Source organism: Isoptericola sp. NPDC019571, assembly GCF_044389385.1.
Classification (GTDB): domain Bacteria; phylum Actinomycetota; class Actinomycetes; order Actinomycetales; family Cellulomonadaceae; genus Isoptericola; species Isoptericola nanjingensis.
Genome location: NZ_JBIRXZ010000001.1, coordinates 691,217 through 712,074 on the forward strand (window position 1 = coordinate 691,217; position 20,858 = coordinate 712,074).

20 protein-coding genes and 3 tRNA genes are annotated in these 20,858 nt (G+C 72.8%); 19 read left to right on the plus strand and 4 right to left on the minus strand.

The features are described from left to right. Window positions 1–13: 13 nt before the first annotated feature. The 6 genes from ACH443_RS03095 (at window position 14) to ACH443_RS03120 (ending at window position 8,594) form a co-directional block, all read left to right on the plus strand. Entirely contained in the window at window positions 14–4,486 is a 4,473-nt protein-coding gene (locus tag ACH443_RS03095; RefSeq protein ID WP_430589441.1) for an FtsK/SpoIIIE domain-containing protein, read from the plus strand. Between the two features lie 122 nt (window positions 4,487–4,608). Then, on the plus strand, window positions 4,609–4,914 hold the full coding sequence (locus ACH443_RS03100) for a hypothetical protein (protein ID WP_429764867.1): 306 nt from the start codon (window positions 4,609–4,611) through the stop codon (window positions 4,912–4,914). Window positions 4,915–4,928: 14 nt separating this feature from the next. Next, window positions 4,929–6,353, plus strand: a complete 1,425-nt coding sequence (locus ACH443_RS03105) for a hypothetical protein (RefSeq protein ID WP_430557630.1) — start codon at window positions 4,929–4,931, stop codon at window positions 6,351–6,353. An 89-nt stretch (window positions 6,354–6,442) separates the two neighbouring features. Beyond that, on the plus strand, window positions 6,443–7,111 hold the full coding sequence (locus ACH443_RS03110; RefSeq protein WP_429764863.1) for a hypothetical protein: 669 nt from the start codon (window positions 6,443–6,445) through the stop codon (window positions 7,109–7,111). Continuing rightward, a complete protein-coding gene (locus ACH443_RS03115; protein WP_430589442.1) occupies window positions 7,108–7,788 on the plus strand; it encodes a hypothetical protein in 681 nt (226 codons plus the stop codon). The genes ACH443_RS03110 and ACH443_RS03115 overlap by 4 nt, the downstream gene beginning before the upstream one ends. Window positions 7,789–7,844: 56 nt before the next feature. After that, window positions 7,845–8,594 (plus strand): hypothetical protein, encoded by a 750-nt coding sequence (locus tag ACH443_RS03120; protein WP_430589443.1) that lies wholly within the window; start codon window positions 7,845–7,847, stop codon window positions 8,592–8,594. Between the two features lie 10 nt (window positions 8,595–8,604). On the opposite strand, the gene ACH443_RS03125 is transcribed toward ACH443_RS03120, so the two are convergent. Beyond that, entirely contained in the window at window positions 8,605–8,856 is a 252-nt protein-coding gene (locus tag ACH443_RS03125; protein WP_429764858.1) for a hypothetical protein, read from the minus strand. A 280-nt stretch (window positions 8,857–9,136) separates the two neighbouring features. On the opposite strand from ACH443_RS03125, the gene ACH443_RS03130 reads away from it, so the two are divergent. The 6 genes from ACH443_RS03130 (at window position 9,137) to ACH443_RS03155 (ending at window position 14,264) form a co-directional block, all read left to right on the plus strand. Next, window positions 9,137–9,433, plus strand: a complete 297-nt coding sequence (locus ACH443_RS03130) for a WXG100 family type VII secretion target (RefSeq protein ID WP_344246257.1) — start codon at window positions 9,137–9,139, stop codon at window positions 9,431–9,433. Between the two features lie 206 nt (window positions 9,434–9,639). Next, window positions 9,640–9,936, plus strand: a complete 297-nt coding sequence (locus tag ACH443_RS03135; RefSeq protein ID WP_344246257.1) for a WXG100 family type VII secretion target — start codon at window positions 9,640–9,642, stop codon at window positions 9,934–9,936. 201 nt (window positions 9,937–10,137) lie between these two features. After that, the gene (locus tag ACH443_RS03140; protein WP_429764857.1) at window positions 10,138–10,719 is read left to right on the plus strand and encodes a hypothetical protein; all 582 of its coding nucleotides are present in this window, start codon (window positions 10,138–10,140) and stop codon (window positions 10,717–10,719) included. 198 nt (window positions 10,720–10,917) lie between these two features. Continuing rightward, on the plus strand, window positions 10,918–12,327 hold the full coding sequence (locus ACH443_RS03145) for an FAD-dependent oxidoreductase (RefSeq protein WP_430558010.1): 1,410 nt from the start codon (window positions 10,918–10,920) through the stop codon (window positions 12,325–12,327). A 114-nt stretch (window positions 12,328–12,441) separates the two neighbouring features. Continuing rightward, window positions 12,442–13,335, plus strand: a complete 894-nt coding sequence (gene htpX, locus ACH443_RS03150) for a zinc metalloprotease HtpX (RefSeq protein WP_429764854.1) — start codon at window positions 12,442–12,444, stop codon at window positions 13,333–13,335. Window positions 13,336–13,394: 59 nt separating this feature from the next. Beyond that, window positions 13,395–14,264, plus strand: coding sequence for a potassium channel family protein (locus ACH443_RS03155; RefSeq protein WP_429764852.1), 870 nt, complete (start codon window positions 13,395–13,397; stop codon window positions 14,262–14,264). On the opposite strand, the gene ACH443_RS03160 is transcribed toward ACH443_RS03155, so the two are convergent. The 3 genes from ACH443_RS03160 to rarD are packed head-to-tail and all read right to left on the minus strand — an operon-like array spanning window position 14,240 to window position 16,616. After that, window positions 14,240–15,160, minus strand: a complete 921-nt coding sequence (locus tag ACH443_RS03160) for an HAD family hydrolase (protein WP_429764850.1) — start codon at window positions 15,158–15,160, stop codon at window positions 14,240–14,242. The two genes, ACH443_RS03155 and ACH443_RS03160, sit on opposite strands and share 25 nt — an antisense overlap. After that, on the minus strand, window positions 15,157–15,654 hold the full coding sequence (locus ACH443_RS03165; protein WP_429764848.1) for a YajQ family cyclic di-GMP-binding protein: 498 nt from the start codon (window positions 15,652–15,654) through the stop codon (window positions 15,157–15,159). The genes ACH443_RS03160 and ACH443_RS03165 overlap by 4 nt, the downstream gene beginning before the upstream one ends. 23 nt (window positions 15,655–15,677) lie before the next feature. Next, the gene (gene rarD / locus ACH443_RS03170; RefSeq protein ID WP_430558012.1) at window positions 15,678–16,616 is read right to left on the minus strand and encodes an EamA family transporter RarD; all 939 of its coding nucleotides are present in this window, start codon (window positions 16,614–16,616) and stop codon (window positions 15,678–15,680) included. Window positions 16,617–16,740: 124 nt separating this feature from the next. On the opposite strand from rarD, the gene ACH443_RS03175 reads away from it, so the two are divergent. The 7 genes from ACH443_RS03175 (at window position 16,741) to ACH443_RS03205 (ending at window position 20,727) form a co-directional block, all read left to right on the plus strand. Continuing rightward, a tRNA-Tyr gene (locus ACH443_RS03175) sits at window positions 16,741–16,822 on the plus strand. A gap of 142 nt (window positions 16,823–16,964) precedes the next feature. Continuing rightward, window positions 16,965–17,037 (plus strand) — tRNA-Thr (locus ACH443_RS03180). A gap of 65 nt (window positions 17,038–17,102) precedes the next feature. Next, window positions 17,103–17,176: transfer RNA gene (locus tag ACH443_RS03185), tRNA-Met, on the plus strand. A gap of 90 nt (window positions 17,177–17,266) precedes the next feature. After that, window positions 17,267–17,437, plus strand: a complete 171-nt coding sequence (rpmG, locus tag ACH443_RS03190) for a 50S ribosomal protein L33 (RefSeq protein WP_079572326.1) — start codon at window positions 17,267–17,269, stop codon at window positions 17,435–17,437. A 29-nt stretch (window positions 17,438–17,466) separates the two neighbouring features. Continuing rightward, a complete protein-coding gene (locus tag ACH443_RS03195) occupies window positions 17,467–17,937 on the plus strand; it encodes a MaoC family dehydratase N-terminal domain-containing protein (protein ID WP_430589444.1) in 471 nt (156 codons plus the stop codon). Further along, on the plus strand, window positions 17,937–18,362 hold the full coding sequence (locus ACH443_RS03200; protein WP_430558014.1) for a MaoC/PaaZ C-terminal domain-containing protein: 426 nt from the start codon (window positions 17,937–17,939) through the stop codon (window positions 18,360–18,362). The genes ACH443_RS03195 and ACH443_RS03200 overlap by 1 nt, the downstream gene beginning before the upstream one ends. Window positions 18,363–18,516: 154 nt before the next feature. Next, window positions 18,517–20,727: an N-acetylmuramoyl-L-alanine amidase gene (locus ACH443_RS03205; RefSeq protein WP_430589445.1), complete on the plus strand. Its 2,211-nt coding sequence runs from the start codon at window positions 18,517–18,519 to the stop codon at window positions 20,725–20,727. Window positions 20,728–20,858 lie beyond the last annotated feature (131 nt).

A 20,858-nucleotide genomic window follows, 5' to 3' on the forward strand; every position in this document is an offset into this window, starting at 1 on the left:
ACCGAGGAGAGCGATGCGCGTCAAGGTGACGCTCCGGCGCCCCGACACCACGCACGACGACGTCGTCATCACCGCGGACGCGGGGGCGACCATCGGCGAGGTGGCGTCCACCCTGGCCCGCGTGGACCCGCGCGGGACGGGCACGGTCGGCGCCGGCCGGCGGACGATCGAGGCCCGGCTGCCCGGCCAGGACAGGCCCACGCGGCTGCCGGCCGACGCCGCGCTCGGCGAGGCGTGGATCGGCTCGGGCGCGGACGTGGCCATCGTCGAGCTCGACCGCCCGGGCTTCGACTACCAGCCCTCCCGGGACGTGCGCGCCACCCTCCGGTTCGCGGACGGCAGCGTGATCGACCTGCCCGAGGGCAGCTGGACGCTCGGGCGTGCGCCGGGCTGCGACGTCGTGCTGAGCGACCCGCTCGTGTCGAAGCAGCACCTGCGCCTCGACGTCTCGGACGTCGTCGACGTCGTCGACCTGGGCTCGGCCAACGGCCTGCTCGTGGACGGCGACCACGTGCAGCGCCTGCGCGTCGAGGGCAGCCAGCGCGTCACCGTCGGCGACACCGTGATGACGATCGAGCGGCGCAAGCCGCAGACCCTGACGGGCGTGGCGCCCAAGGCGGGGCCCGTGCCGTTCACGCGCTCGCCGCGCGTCGAGGCGCGGTACAAGGGCGAGGAGTTCGACGCGCCCGAGGTGCCCGCCGAGACCGAGCCGCAGCCGTTCCCGCTGCTGGCGATGCTGGCCCCGGTGCTCATGGGCGGGTTCATGCTCGCGTTGGGCCGCGGCCTGATGTCGCTCGTGTTCATCGCGCTGTCGCCGATCATGCTGGCGGGCAACTACCTCACCCGGAACAAGCAGACGAAGAAGCGCAAGGAGCGCGACATCGCGCGCTTCGAGGAGCGCCTGGACGCGCTGCGCGACGCCCTCGGGGGCGAGGAGGAGACGGAGCGGTCCGTGCGGCTGCGCGAGGCGCCGGCGACCCCGCACGTCTTCGCGGAGGCGATGCGGCACGGGCCGATGCTCTGGACGCGCCGCCCCGAGCACTGGAGCTTCCTCAACGTCCGGTTCGGGATCGGCACGATGCCGTCGCGCAACACCGTGAAGGACACGGCCAAGGGCGCGATGATCAAGGAGTACCAGGAGCGCCTGGACGCCGTCGTCGACAAGTACTCGACCGTCTCGGGCGTCCCCGTGGTGGAGAACCTGTACGACGCGGGCGCCATCGGCTTCGCCGGGCCGCCCGCCAAGGTGGCGGGCAGCCTCAACGCCACGCTGCTGCAGCTCACCGGCCTGCACTCGCCGTCCGAGCTGGTCGTGACGGGCATGGTGAGCCCGGTGTGGACCAGGTCCCTGCAGTGGCTCACGTGGATCCCGCACACCTCGTCGCCCCAGAGCCCGATCGAGGGCCACCACCTGGCCGACTCGGCGAGCGGCGCCGCTCGGCTCGTGGCCGAGCTCGAGGAGCTCGTCACCACGCGTCTGCGGGCCGCGCGCGGCGGCGCCCAGCGGCGCGGCGCGATCGACGAGGACGACGCCGCCCTGGAGCGGGGCAGCGACGTCGGGGGCAAGAAGGCGGAGGCCGGCACGAAGTCCGCGGTGCCCGCGGTGGTGGTCGTCGTCTCGGACGACATCGACGTGGAGCGGGCCCGCCTGGTGCAGCTCGCCGAACAGGGTCCCGACGCGGGCGTGTACCTGCTGTGGATCTCCGCCGACACCGCGTACCTCCCGGCGGCGTGCCGCACCTTCGTGGACCTCGGCGAGCACGGGCCGCGCGTCGGCATGGTGCGGCTGGGGCGCTGGGTCGACGACGTCGAGCTCGAGGAGATCGACGCGACCGCGGCGCTCGACTACGGGCGGCGGCTCGCCCCCGTCTTCGACGCCGGCGCGATCGTCGCCGACTCGTCCGACCTGCCGCGCTCGGTGACGATGCCGGCGCTGCTCGGGCACGAGCTGTTCGAGGACCCGCGCGCCGTGCTGGAGCGCTGGCGCCAGAACCTGTCGGTCTACGACCGCACGCAGGCGGTGCCTCGCAAGCGCGCCGGGTCCCTGCGGGCCATCGTCGGCTCGGCCGGCCTCGACGCCCAGCACCTCGACCTGCGCAGCCAGGGCCCGCACGCCCTGGTGGGCGGCACCACGGGCGCCGGCAAGTCGGAGTTCCTGCAGGCGTGGGTGCTCGCGATGGCGGCCGAGTACAGCCCGGACCGCGTCACCTTCCTGTTCGTCGACTACAAGGGCGGCTCCGCGTTCGCGGACTGCGTGCAGCTGCCGCACTGCGTGGGCCTGGTCACGGACCTCTCGCAGCACCTGGTGCTGCGCGCGCTCACGTCGCTGCGTGCAGAGCTGCACCACCGTGAGCACCTGTTCAACCGCAAGAAGGCCAAGGACCTGCTGGAGCTGGAGAAGCGCGGGGACCCGGAGACGCCGCCGGCGCTCGTCATCGTCATCGACGAGTTCGCGGCGCTGGTGGGCGACGTGCCCGAGTTCGTCGACGGCGTCGTCGACGTCGCGCAGCGTGGCCGGTCGCTCGGCATCCACCTCATCCTGGCGACGCAGCGCCCGGCGGGCGTCATCAAGGACAACCTGCGCGCCAACACGAACCTGCGTGTCGCGCTGCGCATGGCGGACGAGTCGGACTCCAGCGACGTCGTCGACATCAAGGACGCCGCGCACATCGACCCCGCGATCCCCGGGCGCGGCGTGGTCAAGACGGGCCCGGGCCGGCTGCAGGCCTTCCAGTCCGGGTACGCGGGCGCCTGGAGCACCCGCGCCCCCGAGAACACGGCGATCGAGGTCGCCGGGCTGCACTTCGGCCGTGAGGAGAAGTGGGAGGAGCCGGTCGACCCGTCGGCCTCCGCCGACGAGGACGTGGACCTCGGGCCCAACGACCAGCAGCGGCTCGTGGCCCGGGTCACCGAGGCGTTCCAGGCGGGGCGCCTGCCCACGCCGCGCCGCCCGTGGCTCGACTCCATGGCCGACGCCTACGACCTCACGCGCCTGCACCAGCGCACGGACACCGAGCTCCTGCTCGGCGTCGCCGACATCCCCGAGCAGCAGGCGCAGCGCCCGCTGTACTTCAACCCCGACACCGACGGCCACCTGGGCGTGTACGGCACCGGCGGCGCCGGCAAGAGCACCGCGCTGCGCACGCTCGCCGCGGCCGCCGGCATCACGCCGCGCGGCGGCCCCGTGCACGTGTACGGCCTGGACTTCGCCGCCGGTGCGCTGCGGATGCTCTCGGCGCTGCCGCACGTGGGCACCATCGCGCGCGGAGACGACGTCGAGCGCGTCGTGGCGCTCATGCGGATGCTGCGCGACGAGCTGCTGCGCCGCGGGGAGGCGTTCGCCGCCGTCTCGGCGTCGAGCGTCACCGAGTACCGCCAGATCACCGGTCGCGCCGACGTGCCGCGCATCCTGCTGTTGGTGGACGGGTTCCCCGGCTTCCGCGACGACTTCGAGGTGGGCGCGGGCCGCGCCGAGTGGTTCGACGTCTTCCGCGACATCCTCAACGACGGCCGCGCGCTCGGCATGCACGTCGTCTTCACCGCCGACCGGTCGGGCGCCGTGCCGACGTACGTGCGCTCGATGGTGCAGCGCAACCTTCTGCTGCGGATGACCGACGACGGGTACCTGGCGTTCAACGCGCCCCGCGACATCATCACGGCGGACTCGCCGAACGGACGGGCCATCCTCGACGGCCTCGAGGTGCAGGTCGCCGTCATCGGCGGCACCACCTCCGTGTCGGCGCAGGCCGCCGCGACCGAGAAGCTCGGCCAGTCGATGGTGCAGGCCGGGGTACGCTCGGCGCCGGCGGTGCAGGTGCTGCCCACCGAGTACGGGGCCGGCGAGCTCCCGACGCACGTCGACGGACTGCCCGTGCTCGGCCTGGACGGCATCACCCTGGGCGCGGTGCCCTTCGACCCGACGGGCACGATGGTCGTGGCGGGCCCGCCCGGGTCGGGGCGCAGCAACGCGCTCGTCGCGATCGCCCGGGCGGTGCTGCGCGCCAACCCCGACGCGCGGATGTACCTGTTCGCGCAGGGGCGTTCCGCGATCGCCGACAAGCTGCCCTGGACCGAGGTGGCGACCGGGGTGGAGAAGGTCAAGGCGCTCGCGACGGACCTGCTCGCCGCCGTCCAGGACGAGGACGTGGACCCTGGCATCGTGGTCCTGGTCGAGGGCATCAACGAGTACCTGCAGTCGCCCGCGGACAAGCCGATCCAGGACCTCACGAAGGCGATCCGCAACAGCGACCACCTGCTCGTCGCGGAGGCCGAGACCGCGGGCTGGTCGGCGACCTGGCCGCTGCTCGGCGAGGTGAAGAACGGACGGCGGGGCCTCATCCTGCAGCCCGAGAACCTCGACGGCGACACCATCCTCAAGACGTCGCTGCCCCGCAGCGGCAAAGGGGAGTTCCCCGTCGGTCGCGGCGCATGGATCGCGCGGGGCAAGCAGACGCGGGTGCAGCTGCCGCTGGTGCTGGAGGACTGAGCCGGGCGGTCGGGGTGGACGCCGGTCGATGGGGAGGACTCCCCATCGACCGGCGCCGTCGCCCTCGGCTACGGTGCTGCCCGGCGGCGAGACGACGAGCTGCGTGACGACGAGGGGGAGCTGTGGCCGGGTACGACCTGTCCATCGACATGGAAGAGTTGCGCACTCTTGCCAAGGACCTGAAGACGATCAAGAACGAGTTCGAGGGCGCCGACGACCACGCGGAGGACGCCGCGGCCGCGACCGGCCACGACGACCTGGGCGGCAAGGTCAACGACTTCGCGGACAAGTGGCGCATCAAGCGCGAGGAGATGACCGAGAACGTGGTCAAGCTCCAGGGCATCGTCCAGCAGATCGCCGACACGTTCACCGAGATCGACACCGAGCTCGCCAAGGCGCTCGAAGACGCCGCCGAGAAGGCGAAGTAGGGGGAGACATCGTCATGGGTGACACGCAGTGGCAGAAGCTCGACGGGGACGCCGACCTCGTGCGCAGCAAGGGCAAGCGGTACCAGGACATCGCCGACGCGATCGGGCGCGCCACGGCGACTCTCGACGCCATCGTCGACGACGCGAGCACCACCGCGCAGTCGATGGACGAGACGAAGACCCTGGCGTCCGACGTCAAGGAGGACATCTCCAAGGCGACGGAGCGGTACCGGTTCACCGGGGACGCTCTCGTCGCGTACGCGTCGGCCCTGGACACGGCGATCTCCGAGTCGGAGACCGCGGCGGCCCAGATCGCGTCCCTCGAGGACGACCTCGCCGCCGCGCGCGCGACGGCGAACAACGCGCAGAACGACGTCGACGACCTGCCGAACGACGCGCCCCAGGGCGACGCCGACAGCGCCAACAGCGCCCTGTCGTCGGCCAACTCCCGCGTGACGACCCTCGAGTCGAGCCTGAGCTACTGGCAGGGCCGCTGGAACGACGCGAAGGGCGACAAGGACTCCGCCGCGACCACGGCGAAGAACAAGATCGACGAGGTCGTGACGGGCGACAAGGTCCACGGGCTCGAGGACGGCTTCTGGGACAAGGCCGGCGAGGTCTGGGACAGCATCTACAAGGTCGTCAAGGTCATCTGCGACATCGCGGGGATCCTGGCGATCTTCCTCTCCTGGGTGCCGATCCTGGGCCAGGTCCTCCTGGTGCTCGCGGCGGTCGGCGCGATCCTCGCCGTCGTGGACGCGGTGTTCAAGGCCGCCCGGGGCAAGGGCTCCTGGTGGGGCGTGCTCGGCGCGGCCGGCATGGCGGCGCTCACCCTCTTCGGCGGCAAGGCGATCAGCGTCGTCGCGAAGTACGCCAAGGCGCGCATGGTCGTCCAGACCGCGTCGCGCATGTCGCCGCAGAACGCGAAGAACGTCTTCGGCGCGGCCACCCTCAAGAGCACCCGCAAGATCTTCGCGCAGACCAACGGCCAGCGGGTCACGGAGGTCCTCAAGTCGCCGTTCATCCGGTCGGCGGGCGACAAGCAGATCGCCGGGCTGTTCCGCGGCGGGAACATCGGGACGGGGCTGAAGAAGATGTTCCCGAACCCGTTCACGGGCTCGGGGCTGCGTACGCTCTTCGGCAACGACGACGTGACCGACATGATGGGCGTCATGGGCAGGATCGACAGCCGGCTCCCCGGCAGCATCGGGACCATCCACTTCGACAACGTCAGCTCGGTGACCTCGTCGATCGCCACTATCGGCGGGTACAGCGTGACGGCCTTCAACGGGATCCGGAACGGCGTCGCGTTCGCGGGCGAGATGGGCGTCGGCGACTACGGCCAGGCGGCCTCCCCGGGAGTCAGCCTCGGCACGTCCGGCATGGGCGGCCCCTACGGCAACATCATCGGCGGCGGCCTGAGCCTGGCCGGAGGGTAATCGACGGGTGTGGCCGGCCTCGTGCCGGCCCGCGGGGGCCGCGCCTAGGATGGGCGCGGCCCGCAGCCTCAACCAAGGAGACCGACGACGTGACACGCAGGGTGGCCGGTTACGAGCTGAGCCTGGACGAGGGATGGGTGCTCGTGCCCGACGGGCTCGGCGACGTCGACGCCTGGGCCCGGGAGATCGCGGTCGGGCTCGTGCCGCCGGGCGCGGCGGAGGCCGAGGCCCGGGCCGACGATGCCGTGCCCCACCTCGACGGTGCGGAGACGCCCGTGGTCGATCCTGTCGAGTCCCTCGCGGACCGGATCGCCGACGTGGCACGGTCGGCGTCCGACAGCGGGATCGCGGCGCTCGCGGTGGCCTTCCTGGTCCGCCGGCCGGCGCTCGGCGACGTCGACGCGATGCTGACGGTGGTGGCGCAGGCAGGGCTCTCCGCCGACGCGTTCGCGGCGGACCTCGAACGTCTGGTCGCGGAGTCGGACGATCCGTCGTCCGTGTACGCCCAGGCGATCGACGGGACCGTCCCGGCGGGGGACGTGCGGGGAGTCCACCTCATGGTCGGCCACCTCGACCCCGACCTCGGCGACGGCGTCGCGCACCTGGAGGAGCGCGTCGCGCTGGGTGTGTTCCCGCCCGGCAGCCCGGACATGCTCGAGGTGACGGTGATCGCGAACGGGGTCTCGGTGTTCGACGACATGGCGCAGGAGGTCATCGACCTCCTCGCCGGCCTGACGGTGGAGCTGGAGGCGGCATGACCCGCAACGTGAGGTTCCGCGAGGGGCGGATGCGGATCGTGCTCCCGGGGACGTGGGCCAGCATCCCGCTGGAGGACGAGGAGACCGCCGTCGAGCACGTGCGGCGCCTCGTCCGGCGACAGGTCGGCAAGGCCGACCGGCTCGCACGGGCGCGCCGCGAGGCCACCCAGGAGGTCGTCGGGAACGTCCGCGCGGCGATGGCGGCGGGGGTGCACACGTACCTGATGTCCCTCGAGCTGTTGCCGCGGGTGCCGTTCCCCGCGGTGATCCTGGCCCTCGACGAGGAGTGGCCGGCGGCGTCGGCCGAGGCTCTGGCCGCGGGCGACGTGGCGCAGGCGCTGCGCGACGGGTACCCGACCGGCGAGGTGGAGCCGCAGCGCAACGGGCCGGTGGCCCGCGTGGTGGAGATGACCCAGGGGAAGACCGGCGAGGGCGACACCGTCCTGACGATGCGCCTCGAGTACCACATCCCGTATCCGGACGGTTCGAAGCTCCTGCTCGCGCGCGTCAACGTGCCGGGCATCCCGTCGGCGGAGCCGTTCGCGACGCTCTTCGACGAGATCCTCGACTCGGTGACCTTCATGGACTCGGACCACGACGGTCAGGAGGCGGGGCCGTCGGACGACGCGCGCGACGGCGCGGCCCGTCCCGGACCGTCGGAGCGGGCCGCGAGTTGACCTCCGCCCCCGACGAGGCCGCCACGGCCCCCCGCCCGCCGGGGACGGCGGCGCGCATGCTGCGTCCGCTCGGATATCTCCTCGTCGGCCTCGTGTGGACGGTGCTCGCCCTCGTGATCCTGGGGCTCGGCCCGGGCATCCTCGTCTACGTCGCCGTCGACGGGACGATGGAGGTGGGTGGCATCTGGGCCGGCCTCGTCGAGCAGCCGTCCGAGATGGTGGCCTTCTGCCTGGTCGTCCCGCTGCTGGTGGTGCTCTGGGGGCCGGGAGTGCTGTGGTACCTGCCGTCGGCGAGCTGGCCGCTGGCGGCGCTGTCCTTCGTCTACGTCGGCCGGTCCCTGATGCCGGGGTACGCCGACGAGCGGCTGTCCCGCACCACCCGCGTCGGGCGGGGCAGGACGATCGGGCTGCCGACCGTGGGCGGGGTCGCGCTGTCGCTCCAGCCGGTGCGCGAGACGGCGCTCACCCGTTTCCTCATGCGGTTCTACGTGTCGGGCTGGCTGCCCGACGGACGGATGTTCCTGGCGATGCTGCCGGCAGGAGCAGGCTGGTTGCTCGCGCTCGTGGGGTTGGCCCGGGACGTCCCGGCGCCGGCTCGGGCGGTCCTGCTCGTCGCGGCGGCGGCCCTCGTCCTGTGGAGCGTGGTGCTGGGGCGTCGTGCCTGGCGGCGCCGGTTCGACGGCACCGCGGCGCCGTCCACCACGAAGGGCTCGGTCGCCGAGCTGAGCGCCGGCGAGCGCAGGGCGCGGCTCGCCGAGCTGACCGCGCGCCGCGAGGCGCGGCAGCGCCGGTCGCCCGGGCGCTGACCGCGCGGTCTCAGTCCTTCGTGCCGCCGGTGGACGCCGCGCGGAGGGCGCCGGCCCGCCGCACCGTCAGGACGGCGCCGACCACGAAGACCACCACGATGAGCACGACGAGCACCGGGACGGCGCCCAGCTCGCCGAGAACCTCGAACCCGGCGAAGGCCCCCACCACCGCGAGGATCACGCAGACGAGCGTTGCGATGAGGACCGGGGTCTCGATCTTCTTCCTGCGCACCGGGTTCGACCCGTTCGGTGGCGTGGGCATGAGTGCTTCTCCTCGTGGCGCCGGCGGTGGTCGTCGTGGGCGACGACGACCGCACCCTACGCGGTTCGGCGTCGGAGCGCGCCGCCCGGCGCTCGTGCTCCGGCCGGTGGTGCCCCCGGTGCCGGCCTGGTGACGGTGGCGACCCGGTCGAGCACCGGGCGCCCGTCATGGGGAGGAGTCCCCATCGACGGGTGCTCGGAGCGCCCGCTAGGGTCGTCAGCGGACGACGGATCGGCCGCTAGGGGGCCGGCCGAACCACCGATGAGCTGAGGAGCTTTTCATGGCGAACATGAACGTCACCTACGACGAGCTGCGGTCGCAGGCGGGTCAGCTGCGCAACGGTCAGCAGCAGATGACCGACATCCTGCACAACCTGCAGACGCAGGTGAACAACCTGGTGTCGTCGGGCTTCGTGACCGACCAGGCCTCGGGCGCGTTCCAGACGTCGTACGAGGAGTTCACGACGGGCACCACGCAGGCCATCGAGGGCCTCGAGGGCATGGCGTCGTTCCTGGAGCAGGCGGCGCAGACGCTGTCCGACGCCGACTCGCAGCTGGCGCAGGGCATCCGCGGCTGATCTGCCGTTCGCGAGGGGCGGTCCGGTTCTCCGGACCGCCCCTCGCCGTCGGTCGGCCCGGGTGGACTCGGCCAGGTGGACTCGGCCGGATCGATGGGGAGGAGTCCCCATCGACGGGTGCTCGGAGCGCCCGCTAGGGTCGTCAGCGGACGACGGATCGGCCGCTAGGGGGCCGGCCGAACCACCGATGAGCTGAGGAGCTTTTCATGGCGAACATGAACGTCACCTACGACGAGCTGCGGTCGCAGGCGGGTCAGCTGCGCAACGGTCAGCAGCAGATGACCGACATCCTGCACAACCTGCAGACGCAGGTGAACAACCTGGTGTCGTCGGGCTTCGTGACCGACCAGGCCTCGGGCGCGTTCCAGACGTCGTACGAGGAGTTCACGACGGGCACCACGCAGGCCATCGAGGGCCTCGAGGGCATGGCGTCGTTCCTGGAGCAGGCGGCGCAGACGCTGTCCGACGCCGACTCGCAGCTGGCGCAGGGCATCCGCGGCTGACGACGGTCAGGCGTGCAGGCCCGGTCAGAGGCCGGTGCCCAGGGGCGGTCCGGTTCACCGGGCCGCCCCTGAGGCGTCTGCGGCACCGATCGCCCGGGTCGTGACGCTGCGCACCACCGTGGACGACGCGCAGCACCCGACGACGCCACGGGTACGCGCAGTCCGCCCGAGCTCCACCCGTCGTCCCTCCCGGAGGTTGCCATGGATGCCCGCTCACGCCGCTGGTGGTTCACCGCTGTGCTCGTGCTCTTCTTCGTGCTCTCGGCGGTGCGCCTCGCGCTCACGATCCGGCGCGACGGCGTCGAGGACGCCACGCTGTGGATCGCGTTGCTGGTGGTGGCGCTGATCGTCGTCGTCACGCTCGCGGTGGTCGTGCGCCGCGCGGGGGCCGTCGCCGACCACGTCGCGCGCCGGCGGCCGGGCGCCGTCGTCGTCCCGGCGTTCACCACCTCGGAGACGCTGGACGAGGCCCGGACGGCCGGCGCGCCGACGCGGGGGATCGCCCCGGTGGGAGGCAGCCCCGCGGCACTCGCTGTCGTCGGCGACAGGGTCGAGGTGTGGGTGCGCCGTGAGGCGGGCCCGCGCTGGGCGGTGCGGCGGGTGCCGGGCGGGACGACGCAGGTCGAGGCCGCCTACGGCACCCGCGAGACGCCGGCCCTGCGGGTGGCCGACGACGGCGCGACGGTGACCGTGGTGCCGGCGTACCACCCGCTGCGGGCGACGGGCGGCCTGGCCGGCGGCGACGTGGCGCGCGCGGTGCATGAGGTGTCGACCGCGTCATGACGGACGACCGTCGCCGGGCATACCGATGCCCGCGGCAGTCATGACCGACCGGCGAGACAATGCGTTCGCGAGGTGAGACAGATATGGCATCCTGGGTAAGGCTGGACCCCGACAGGTGAGGTAAGCCTCACCCGATTGCAGGAGAATCCTCCTAGAATCGAACGCCACGCATACCCGATCCGGAAGGCGTATCCCGCAGTGAGCAGCATCCGACCTCTGCGCGTCGCGATCGTCGGCGCAGGCCCCGCCGGCATCTACGCCGCGGACATCCTGTCGAAGACCGACCTCGACGTGAGCATCGACCTCTTCGAACGCCTGCCCGCCCCGTTCGGCCTCGTGCGCTACGGCGTCGCCCCGGACCACCCGCGCATCAAGCAGATCATCACCGCCCTGCACCGTGTGCTGAGCCGCGGCGACGTCCGCCTGCTCGGCAACGTGGACTACGGCGTCGACCTCAAGCTGGACGACCTGCGCCAGTTCTACGACGCCGTGATCTTCTCCACGGGCGCGATCAAGGACCACGAGCTGCCGGTGCCGGGAATCGACCTCGACGGCTCGTACGGCGCCGCGGACTTCGTGTCCTGGTACGACGGCCACCCCGACGTGCCGCGCACCTGGCCGCTCGAGGCCAAGGAGGTCGCCGTGCTCGGCGCCGGCAACGTCGCCCTCGACGTCGCGCGCATCCTCGCCAAGCACGCGGACGACCTGCTGCCCACCGAGATCCCGGCCAACGTCTACGACATCCTCAAGTCGTCACCGGTGACGGACGTGCACGTCTTCGCCCGCCGCGGCCCGGCGCAGGTGAAGTTCTCGCCGCTGGAGCTGCGCGAGCTCGGCCACGTGCCGGACGTCGACATCGTCGTCTACCCCGAGGACTACGACTTCGACGAGGGCTCCATGGCCGCCGTCGAGTCGTCCAACCAGACCAAGCAGGTCGTCAAGACGCTCACGGACTGGACCCTCGTCGACCCGTCGACGCAGACGGCCTCCCGCCGCCTGCACCTGCACTTCCTGCACGCCCCCGCCGAGATCCTCGGCGAGGACGGCAAGGTCGTGGGGCTGCGCACCGAGCGCACCGCGCTGCAGGGCGACGGCACGGTCAAGGGCACGGGCGAGCACCACGACTGGCCGGTCCAGGCCGTCTACCGCGCGGTCGGCTACTTCGGCTCGCCGCTGCCGGAGGTCCCCTTCGACGAGCTCAAGGGCGTCATCTCCAACCGCGAGGGCCGCGTCGTCGACCTCGACGGCGACCACCTGCCCGGCGTGTACGCCACCGGCTGGATCAAGCGCGGGCCGGTCGGCCTCATCGGCCACACCAAGTCCGACGCGTCCGAGACGATCCGCCACCTCGTGGAGGACGTCACGGGCGTGGGCGACGGCGGCGACGTCGCGACGGGGGACCTCACGGCCGGCCGCACCGCGACGCAGGCTGACCCGCAGGCCGTGCTGGACTTCCTCGCCGACCGCGGCGTCGACGTCGTCGAGTGGGACGACTTCGTGCTGCTCGACGAGCACGAGAAGTCGCTGGGCGAGCCGCACGGCCGCGAGCGCATCAAGGTCGTGCCGCGCGACGAGATGCTCGACATCGCGAAGCGCCGTCGCGCCTGACGGATCGACCGAGGGCCCGGGCGGGAACCGCCCGGGCCCTCGGCGCGTTCACCCCGTGGGATCCTGCCGGCGCGCCGGCGCGGGCAGGGCGCACGGAAGGAGACGGCAGGACACATGGGCCACCAGCACTTCAACGGTCTCAAGACGGCGGCGCTCTTCGGCGTCATGTGGGCCGTGGTCCTCGGCCTGTGGGCACTGTTCTTCCGGGGCAGCGCGGGCATGCTCGTCGTCTTCGTGGGGATCGGCCTCGTCACGACGTTCGTCGGCTACTGGAACTCCGACAAGATCGCGATCCGGGCGATGCACGCGTACCCGGTGACGGAGCTCGAGGCGCCGGAGATGTACCGCATCGTGCGGGAGCTCTCCACGGAGGCCCGCCAGCCCATGCCGCGCCTGTTCATCTCGCCCACGCAGGCGCCGAACGCGTTCGCGACGGGGCGCAACCCCAAGAACGCGGCGGTGTGCTGCACCGAGGGCATCCTGCGGCTGCTCGACGAGCGGGAGCTGCGCGGCGTGCTCGGGCACGAGCTGATGCACGTGTACAACCGCGACATCCTCACGTCGTCGGTCGCGTCCGCGATGGCGGGCGTCATCACCTCGCTGGCGCAGTTCCTGCTGATCTTCGGCGGCGGCGACCGGCGCGAGGGCGGCAACCCGCTCGCGGCCCTGGCGATGGCGATCCTCGCGCCGTTCGCGGCGATGATGATCCAGATGGCGATCTCCCGGACGCGCGAGTACGACGCGGACGAGGACGGCGCCAAGCTCACGGGCGACCCGATGGCCCTCGCGTCGGCGCTGCGCAAGCTGGAGTCCGGCACGGCGAAGGCGCCGCTGCCGCAGACCCGCGAGCTGCAGAACGTCTCCCACCTCATGCTGGCCAACCCGTTCCGCGGCGCCGGCATGGCGAAGATGTTCTCCACGCACCCGCCGATGGCGGACCGCATCGCCCGCCTGGAGAAGATGGCTGGCGGCACGGGCTTCGGCCCGGGGGGAATCACCCGATACTGACGGCCCGTGCGACGCGCTCGGGGAGCGTGGCCGACGTCGGTCTGCCAGGCTGACCTGCGATGACCTCAGCCCCGCCGGGCGGCCGGGACGACGCGGCCGAGCCCGGGCAGCGCGAGCGCCCGCCGTCGCACCCGGACGCCGGCCACGCGCGCCTGCGTCGCTGGCAGGCGGCGACCGAGTGGCCGCTGACCGCGATCTCCCTGCTGTTCCTGGTCGCGTACGCCATCCCGATCGCGCGCCCGGAGGTCCCGCCGGAGGTACGAGCCGCCTGCTCCGTCGTGCTCGCGGTGACGTGGGCGCTCTTCGTCGTGGACTACGTCGTACGCGCCCGGCTCGCTCCCCGCCCGTGGCGCTACGTCCGCCGGCACCCGCTCGAGCTCGCCGTGGTCGTGCTGCCCGTGCTGCGCCCGCTGCTGCTGGTGTCCGTGGTGGTGCGCCTCAACCGGGTCAACGCCGTGCGGCTGCGCGGCCGGGTGGTGCGGTTCGCGGCCGCGGGCACGGCGCTCCTGGTGATCGTGGGCGCGCTGACGGTGACGCAGGCCGAGCGGGGCGCGCCGGGCGCCACCATCGTGAACCTCGGCGACGGGTTCTGGTGGGCGATGGTGACCATCACGACCGTCGGCTACGGCGACTTCACGCCCGTGACCCCGTTGGGCCGCGTCATCGCGGTCTGCCTGATGCTCGGCGGCATCGCGCTGCTGGGGGTCGTGACGGCGACGCTCTCGTCGTGGCTCGTGGAGCGGGTCACCGACACGTCGTCGCCGGACGACCGCCTGGGCGCGGTGCGCGGCCCGGCGGGGGAGGCGCCCGTCGGCCTGGTCAGCCAGGCGCAGGTGGCCCTGCTCGTCGCGGAGGTGCAGGAGCTGCGCGCCCAGCTCGTCGCCGACCGGGAGCGCGCGCAGGCTCAGGGGGAGAGCTCCGCGGAGTAGCCGTCCACGGGCGGGGACACGTCGAGCGCGGCCTCCAGCGCGGCGGCGACGCCGTCGTCGTCGTTGCCCGGCACGACGGCGTCCGCGCAGGCGAGCACCTCCGGGTGCGCGTTGGCGACGGCGTGCCCGCGGCCGGCCCAGCGCAGCATCGGCAGGTCGTTGGGCATGTCGCCGAAGGCCCACACGTCGCGGGCGTCGACGCCGAGCCGGCGGCACCAGCGGGCGAGCGCGACGTCCTTCGTCACACCGGGCGGCAGCAGCTCGGCCAGCCCGGCGGCGCCGGAGTAGTGCAGCTCGGCGCGACCGTCCACGACGCCGCGCACGCGGTCGAAGAAGGCCTCCTGGGCGTCGTCGCGGACGTCGCCGCGCTGCACGACGCCGAAGCCCTGCGTCGGCGTGCCCGGCCGGACGGCGAGGAGCTTGGCGACGGCGTCGTCCCCGCCGCGCAGCGCGTCCTCGACGGGCACGGCCCGCAGGCCGCGGTCGAGCCCGGGCTCGCCGTCGGGGAACCAGGGGTCGAAGGCCGGGCCGCGGACGGTCTCGACGGCGAGGCCCACCCCGGGCACGGCCTCCCGCAGCCCGGCGACGAGCTCCTGCACGACGCCGTCGCCGAAGCCGCAGGCGTCCAGCGCCCGGCCGGACCCCAGGTCCCAGACCGCGGCGCCGCCCAGGGCGATGACCCGGCCGTGGCCGCCGACCAGGTCGGCCAGGTCGGCCAACCAGCGCGGCGGGCGGGCGGTGACGAAGACGACCTCGGCGCCCGCGTCCTCCACGGCCCGCAGCGCGGCGCGCGTGCGGGCGGAGACGGTGCCGTCCGAGCGCAGCAGCGTGCCGTCGAGGTCCGTCGCGACGACGCGCGGCAGCCCGCGGCGTGCGCCGCCCGCCCGTGCCGTCACCGGTAGTTGACGAACTGGACCGCGAAGTCCAGGTCCGCGCCCTTGAGGAGCGCGATCACGGCCTGCAGGTCGTCGCGGGACTTGCTCGTCGCGCGCACCTCGTCGCCCGTGATCTGCGTCTTGACGCCCTTGGGGCCCTCCTCGCGGATGAGCTTGGTGACCTTCTTGGCGTTCTCGCCCGCGAGGCCCTCCTTGAGGGAGCCGGCGAGCCGGTAGACCTTGCCGGACGACTGGGGCTCGTTCTCGCCCGTGTCGAGGGCCTTGAGCGAGACCCCGCGCTTGACGAGCTTGGTCTGGAACACGTCGAGGGCGGCGAGCACGCGCTCCGCGGAGTTCGCCTCGAAGACGATGGTGTCCTGACCGCTCCACGCGATGGACGCGCCCACCCCCTTGAAGTCGTACCGCTGGGCGATCTCCTTGGCGGCCTGGTTGAGGGCGTTGTCCACCTCCTGGCGGTCCACCTTGCTGACGATGTCGAACGACGAGTCGGCCATGACGGGCTCCTTCGGGTCGGGGGTCAGGGTTCGGTGACCACCGTAGTGCGTGCGCGCGCGGCCAGACGGGCGCTGCGCGCCTGGCGCGTGCCGTCGACGCTGAGGAGCACGAGCGCCACCCAGACGAGCACGAACCCGGCCCAGCGGGTGGGCGGCATGTGCTCGCCGAACACCAGCAGGCCCAGCAGGAACTGCAGCACCGGGGTCAGGTACTGCAGCATCCCGACCACGGACAGCGGGAGCCGGCGCGCGGCGGCCGAGAAGAGCAGCAGGGGCAGCCCCGTGATGACGCCGCACGCGGCGAGCAGGAGCGCGTGCCCCACGCCCTCCGTCGCGAACGTGCCGACGCCGGTGGCGCCGAGCACCACGAGGTACACCAGGGCGAACGGGGTCGCCACGGCCGTCTCCGCGGCCAGCCCGGGCAGCGCGCCGACGTCGCGCCCCACCCGGTTCTTCACCAGGGAGTAGAGCCCGAAGGCGCCCGCGAGGACGAGCGCGATCCACGGCAGGCCGCCGACCCCGGTGGAGATCACCACGACGGCCGCGGCGCCGAACCCGAGCGCCACCCACTGGGCCACCCTGAGGCGCTCGCGCAGCACGAGGACGCCGAGGAGCACGGTCAGCAGCGGGTTGATGAAGTACCCGAGGGCGGCGTCCAGCACGTGGCCGGAGAGCACGGCGTACACGTACGTGGTCCAGTTCGCGATGATCAGCACGGACGCGACGGCGAGCGCGCCCATGACGCGCCCGTTGCGCAGGACGGCGACGAACGACCCGAACGTGCGCGTGACGAGCAGGAGCACCACGCAGAACACGAGGCTCCACACGACGCGGTGGGCGATGATCTCGACGGGGCCGGCGGGCTCGAGCAGCGGGAAGAACAGGGGCATCGCGCCCCAGAGGACGAACGCCGAGAGGCCGAGCGGCAGCCCCCAGCGGTCGGGGGAGGAGGGGGACGTCACCGCCTCAATGTAGGACCCGGGGGACGGTGCGGGCGGTCGTGACGCGGGCCACGGCGAGACGATTTCCGCCGGGACCCTCCGGGGCGTTATGGTTCTACCCGCGAGCTCGTCCGCGAGCCCGCACGGCAGGTTGCCCGAGCGGCCAAAGGGATCTGACTGTAAATCAGACGGCTCAGCCTTCGGGGGTTCGAATCCCTCACCTGCCACCGCGACGGACGGGGCGCCCCCCTCGGGAGGCGCCTCGTCCGACGTCTGGAGGGGCCCGCACGGGCCCGGCGCACGATGTGATCGAGCGGGCATCCCGCGGATTTCATCAGGTGCCGAGAGCCGTGTAGAGTCTTCTCCGCTGCCCCGATAGCTCAGTCGGCAGAGCGTCTCCATGGTAAGGAGAAGGTCAAGGGTTCGATTCCCTTTCGGGGCTCTGTGATGTGACGCGGGACCGTCGTCCTCATCTGAGGACGCATGGTCCTGCGTTCCGTCACGCGCGGCGGGGTAGCTCAGCTGGTCAGAGCGCACGACTCATAATCGTGAGGTCGCGGGTTCGAGCCCCGCCCTCGCTACCGACATCATCACGGTTCGACGGCCGGCGTCGGACCGGCCTGTTCCTTGATTCACGTGGCGCCTTCCGGGGGCGCGAGAGGTGACACACCATGGCTGCCAAGAGCGCGGACGTCCGCCCGAAGATCACGCTCGCCTGCGTGGACTGCAAGGAGCGGAACTACATCACGAAGAAGAACCGCCGCAACGACCCCGACCGTCTCGAGCTGGCGAAGTTCTGCCCGCGCTGCGGCAAGCACACGTCGCACCGCGAGACCCGCTGACCCAGCCCTCGACGGATCACCGCACCGACGTGGCGAACCCCGACTTCGCTGGCCGCGAGTACCCGGCCACCGCCCCCTACTCCGTGGGGCGCGAGAAGCTCCGTGAGTTCGCCTCCGCCGTCGGTGCCGCCCACCCCGCGCACCACGACCTCGTGGCGGCGCGGGGTCTCGGCTATCCGGACCTCGTCGCGCCCCCCACGTTCGCCGTCGTCGTCGCACAGCGGGCCGAGGCGCAGTACGTCCAGGACCCGGACGCCGGGATCGACTTCTCGCGCGTCGTCCACGCGGACGAGAAGTTCACGCACCACCGGCCGATCGTCGCGGGCGACGAGCTGGTCACGGTGCTCCACGTGGACTCCGTGACCGAGCGGGCCGGCATCGCGATGGTGACGACACGCTGCGAGATCCTCGCGGCCGCGGACGGCGCGGCCGGCGACGGCGCCCGCGAGCCTGTCGCGACCGTCTCCTCGAGCCTCGTGATCCGCGGGGAGGACTCCTGATGACCCGCCCCGCCCTCGCGGACCTCACCGTCGGAGACGTCGTCGCCACCGGGACGGTCGAGCTCGACCGAGCCCGCCTCGTGCGCTACGCCGGGGCCAGCGGCGACTTCAACCGGATCCACTGGGACGAGCCCTTCGCCACCGGCGTCGGGCTGCCGGACGTCATCGCCCACGGGATGCTGACGATGGGCTCCGTCGTCGGCGTCGTCGCCGACTGGGCGGGAGACCCGGGCGCCGTCGTCGCCTACCAGACGCGCTTCACGAAGCCGGTCCCGGTCCCGCACGACGGCGCCGCCGTCGTCGAGGTCTCCGCCGCCGTGGGCGCGATCGACGCGGACGCCGGAACGGTGCGCGTGGACCTCACGGTGACGCACGAGGGCGCCAAGGTGCTGGGTCGCTCGCAGGCGACCGTCCGCCTCTCCTGACCTTCCCTCCCGCGCGCGAGCGCGGCCGCTGATCTCGTCGTGCCGGGGCGCGACGAGATTTTTTACGTCTATCACTTCCCATGAAATGGGATTTCACGGTTCGATGACGAGGTGCGCCCGTGAGCGCACTTCGTCCTCGAGAGGAGCACTCCCCGTGAGATCCGTACGACGACGCACCACCGGGCTGGCAGCCGCCGGCCTTCTCCTTCCCCTGGCCACGATCCCCGCGGTCGCCGCGGGGGCCGGACCGTCCACCGCCCCCACGTCCGACGTGACCTGCGACGCCGTCGTCGCCGCGCCGGACCGGGAGTCCGCGTTCGCCGCCGCGAGCGACGCCACCGGCGTCCCCGCCGACCTGCTCAAGGCCGTCTCCTACATGGAGTCCCGCTGGGACCAGCACGCCGGCACCGCCAGCGCCGACGGGGGCTACGGCCTGTTCAACCTGCTCGACCACGCGCCCGAGGCGCCCGACGGGGCCGGCAAGGACGCCACGCCCCGCGCCGCCGTGAGCGAGCTCGACCGCGCCGCCGCCCTCACCGGGCTGTCCGCGGCCGAGCTCCGGTCCGACGCCGCCGCGAACACCTGCGGCGCCGCCGCGCTGCTGGCCTCCTACCAGGGGGATGCGGGGCAGGGGGCGGGCGACGGTCTCGCGTCCTGGGGCACGGCCGTCGCGCGGCTGGGCGGCTCGCCGTCGTTCGCCGACCGGGTGTACTCGACCCTGCGCCAGGGCGAGAGCCGCACGACCGACGACGGCGGACGCGTGACCCTCGCCGCCCGGCCCGACGCCGTCCTGCCCGAGGCGTCCACGGCCGCGGCGAGCGACCCGGCCGCCGACTGCCCGCCCGACCTGGGCTGCGAGTGGCTGCCCGCGCCGTACGCGAAGGGCAGCGCCGACCTGCCCGACGACACCGGGAACTACGGCAACCACGACCAGGCCGACCGCACGGGCGAGGGCGGTCCGTCGATCGACTACATCGTCATCCATGACACGGAGACGGCGTACGAGCCGAGCGTGCGGCTGGTCACCGACCCCACCTACCTGGCGTGGAACTACACGCTGCGGTCGTCGGACGGGCACGTGGCGAACCACCTCGAGCCCTCCGACGTCGGCTGGCATGCGGGCAACTGGTACATGAACATGCACTCGATCGGCCTGGAGCACGAGGGCTGGGCCGGCACGTCGGGCTGGTTCACCGAGGCGATGTACCAGTCGTCGGCCGAACTGGTGCGCTACCTGGGCGAGAAGTACGACGTCCCGCTCGACCGCGCCCACGTCATCGGGCACGACCAGATCCCCGGCATCCTGCCCGGGTCCACCAAGAGCGTGCACTGGGACCCGGGGCCGTACTGGGACTGGGAGCACTACTTCGACCTGCTCGGCGCGCCGATCGGCGGCGGCCTGGACCCGACGGCGGACGTCGCGCCGGGCGACGTCGTCGAGGTGGTCGCCGGCTACGACGACAACGCGAACCCGGTCACGGGGTGCGCGCAGGCGTCGCCGGGTTCCGGGGACTGCGTCGCGGGCGCGGGCACGAACTTCGCCCTCGCCTACCAGGAGCCGTCGCTCGACGCGCCCTACGCCCGTGACCCCGGCTGGAAGCCGGGCGGCGCGGACGGCACGACCTACGCCAGCGACATCAGCGCGCGTGTGAACTCGGGCCACAAGCTCGTCGTCGCGCAGGTGCGGGGCGAGTGGCTGGGCGTGTGGTGGGCCGGGTCGCTGGCCTGGATCCACAACCCGGCGGACCGCCCCGTGGTCGTGCCGAGCACCGGGCAGACGGTGACCGTGGGCGGCGACGCGGCGGCCGCGATCTACGGCCGCGCGTACCCGGAGGGCGCGGCCTACGCGCCCTACCCGGGCATCACGCCGCAGGCGGTCACGCCCATCGAGTACACGATCGGCGCCGACCAGAGCTACGTGGTCTCGGACGACACGGTCACGACCGACTACTACAACGCCAAGTCGTTCGACGGCTCGATCCCCGACGACCGGACGGACGTGCGCGGCGAGGACGCCTACTACCAGCTCTGGTACGCGCACCGGCAGGTGTTCACCCGCGCCGCGGACGTGACGCTGCACGACCCTGTGGTCACCGACGTCGAGGGGCCGAGCATCGAGGGCAGGGCGAAGATCGGCAAGGTGCTCACCGTGGACCCGGGGGAGTACCTGCCCGGGGACGGTACCGACGTCGACGTGCAGTGGCTGCGCGACGGCGAGCCCGTGCGCGGAGCGGACGGGACGCGGTACCACCTCACGGGCCGGGACCGCGGCGCGGACATCGCGGTCGAGGTGACCGTGTCCGCGCCCGGCTACACGTCCGCGACGTTCACCTCGGACGCCGTCGGCCCGGTGCGCCCGCACTGAGCCCCGCGAGATAGAGAAGGGATCCCGCCGAGATAGAGAGGGGGGGGGCCCGGGTGGGGTGGGGCCCGCGGCGCTTGGGGGGGGCTGAAACGGGGGGGGGGGGGGTTCGGTAGGGCGGGGGGGGGGGGGGC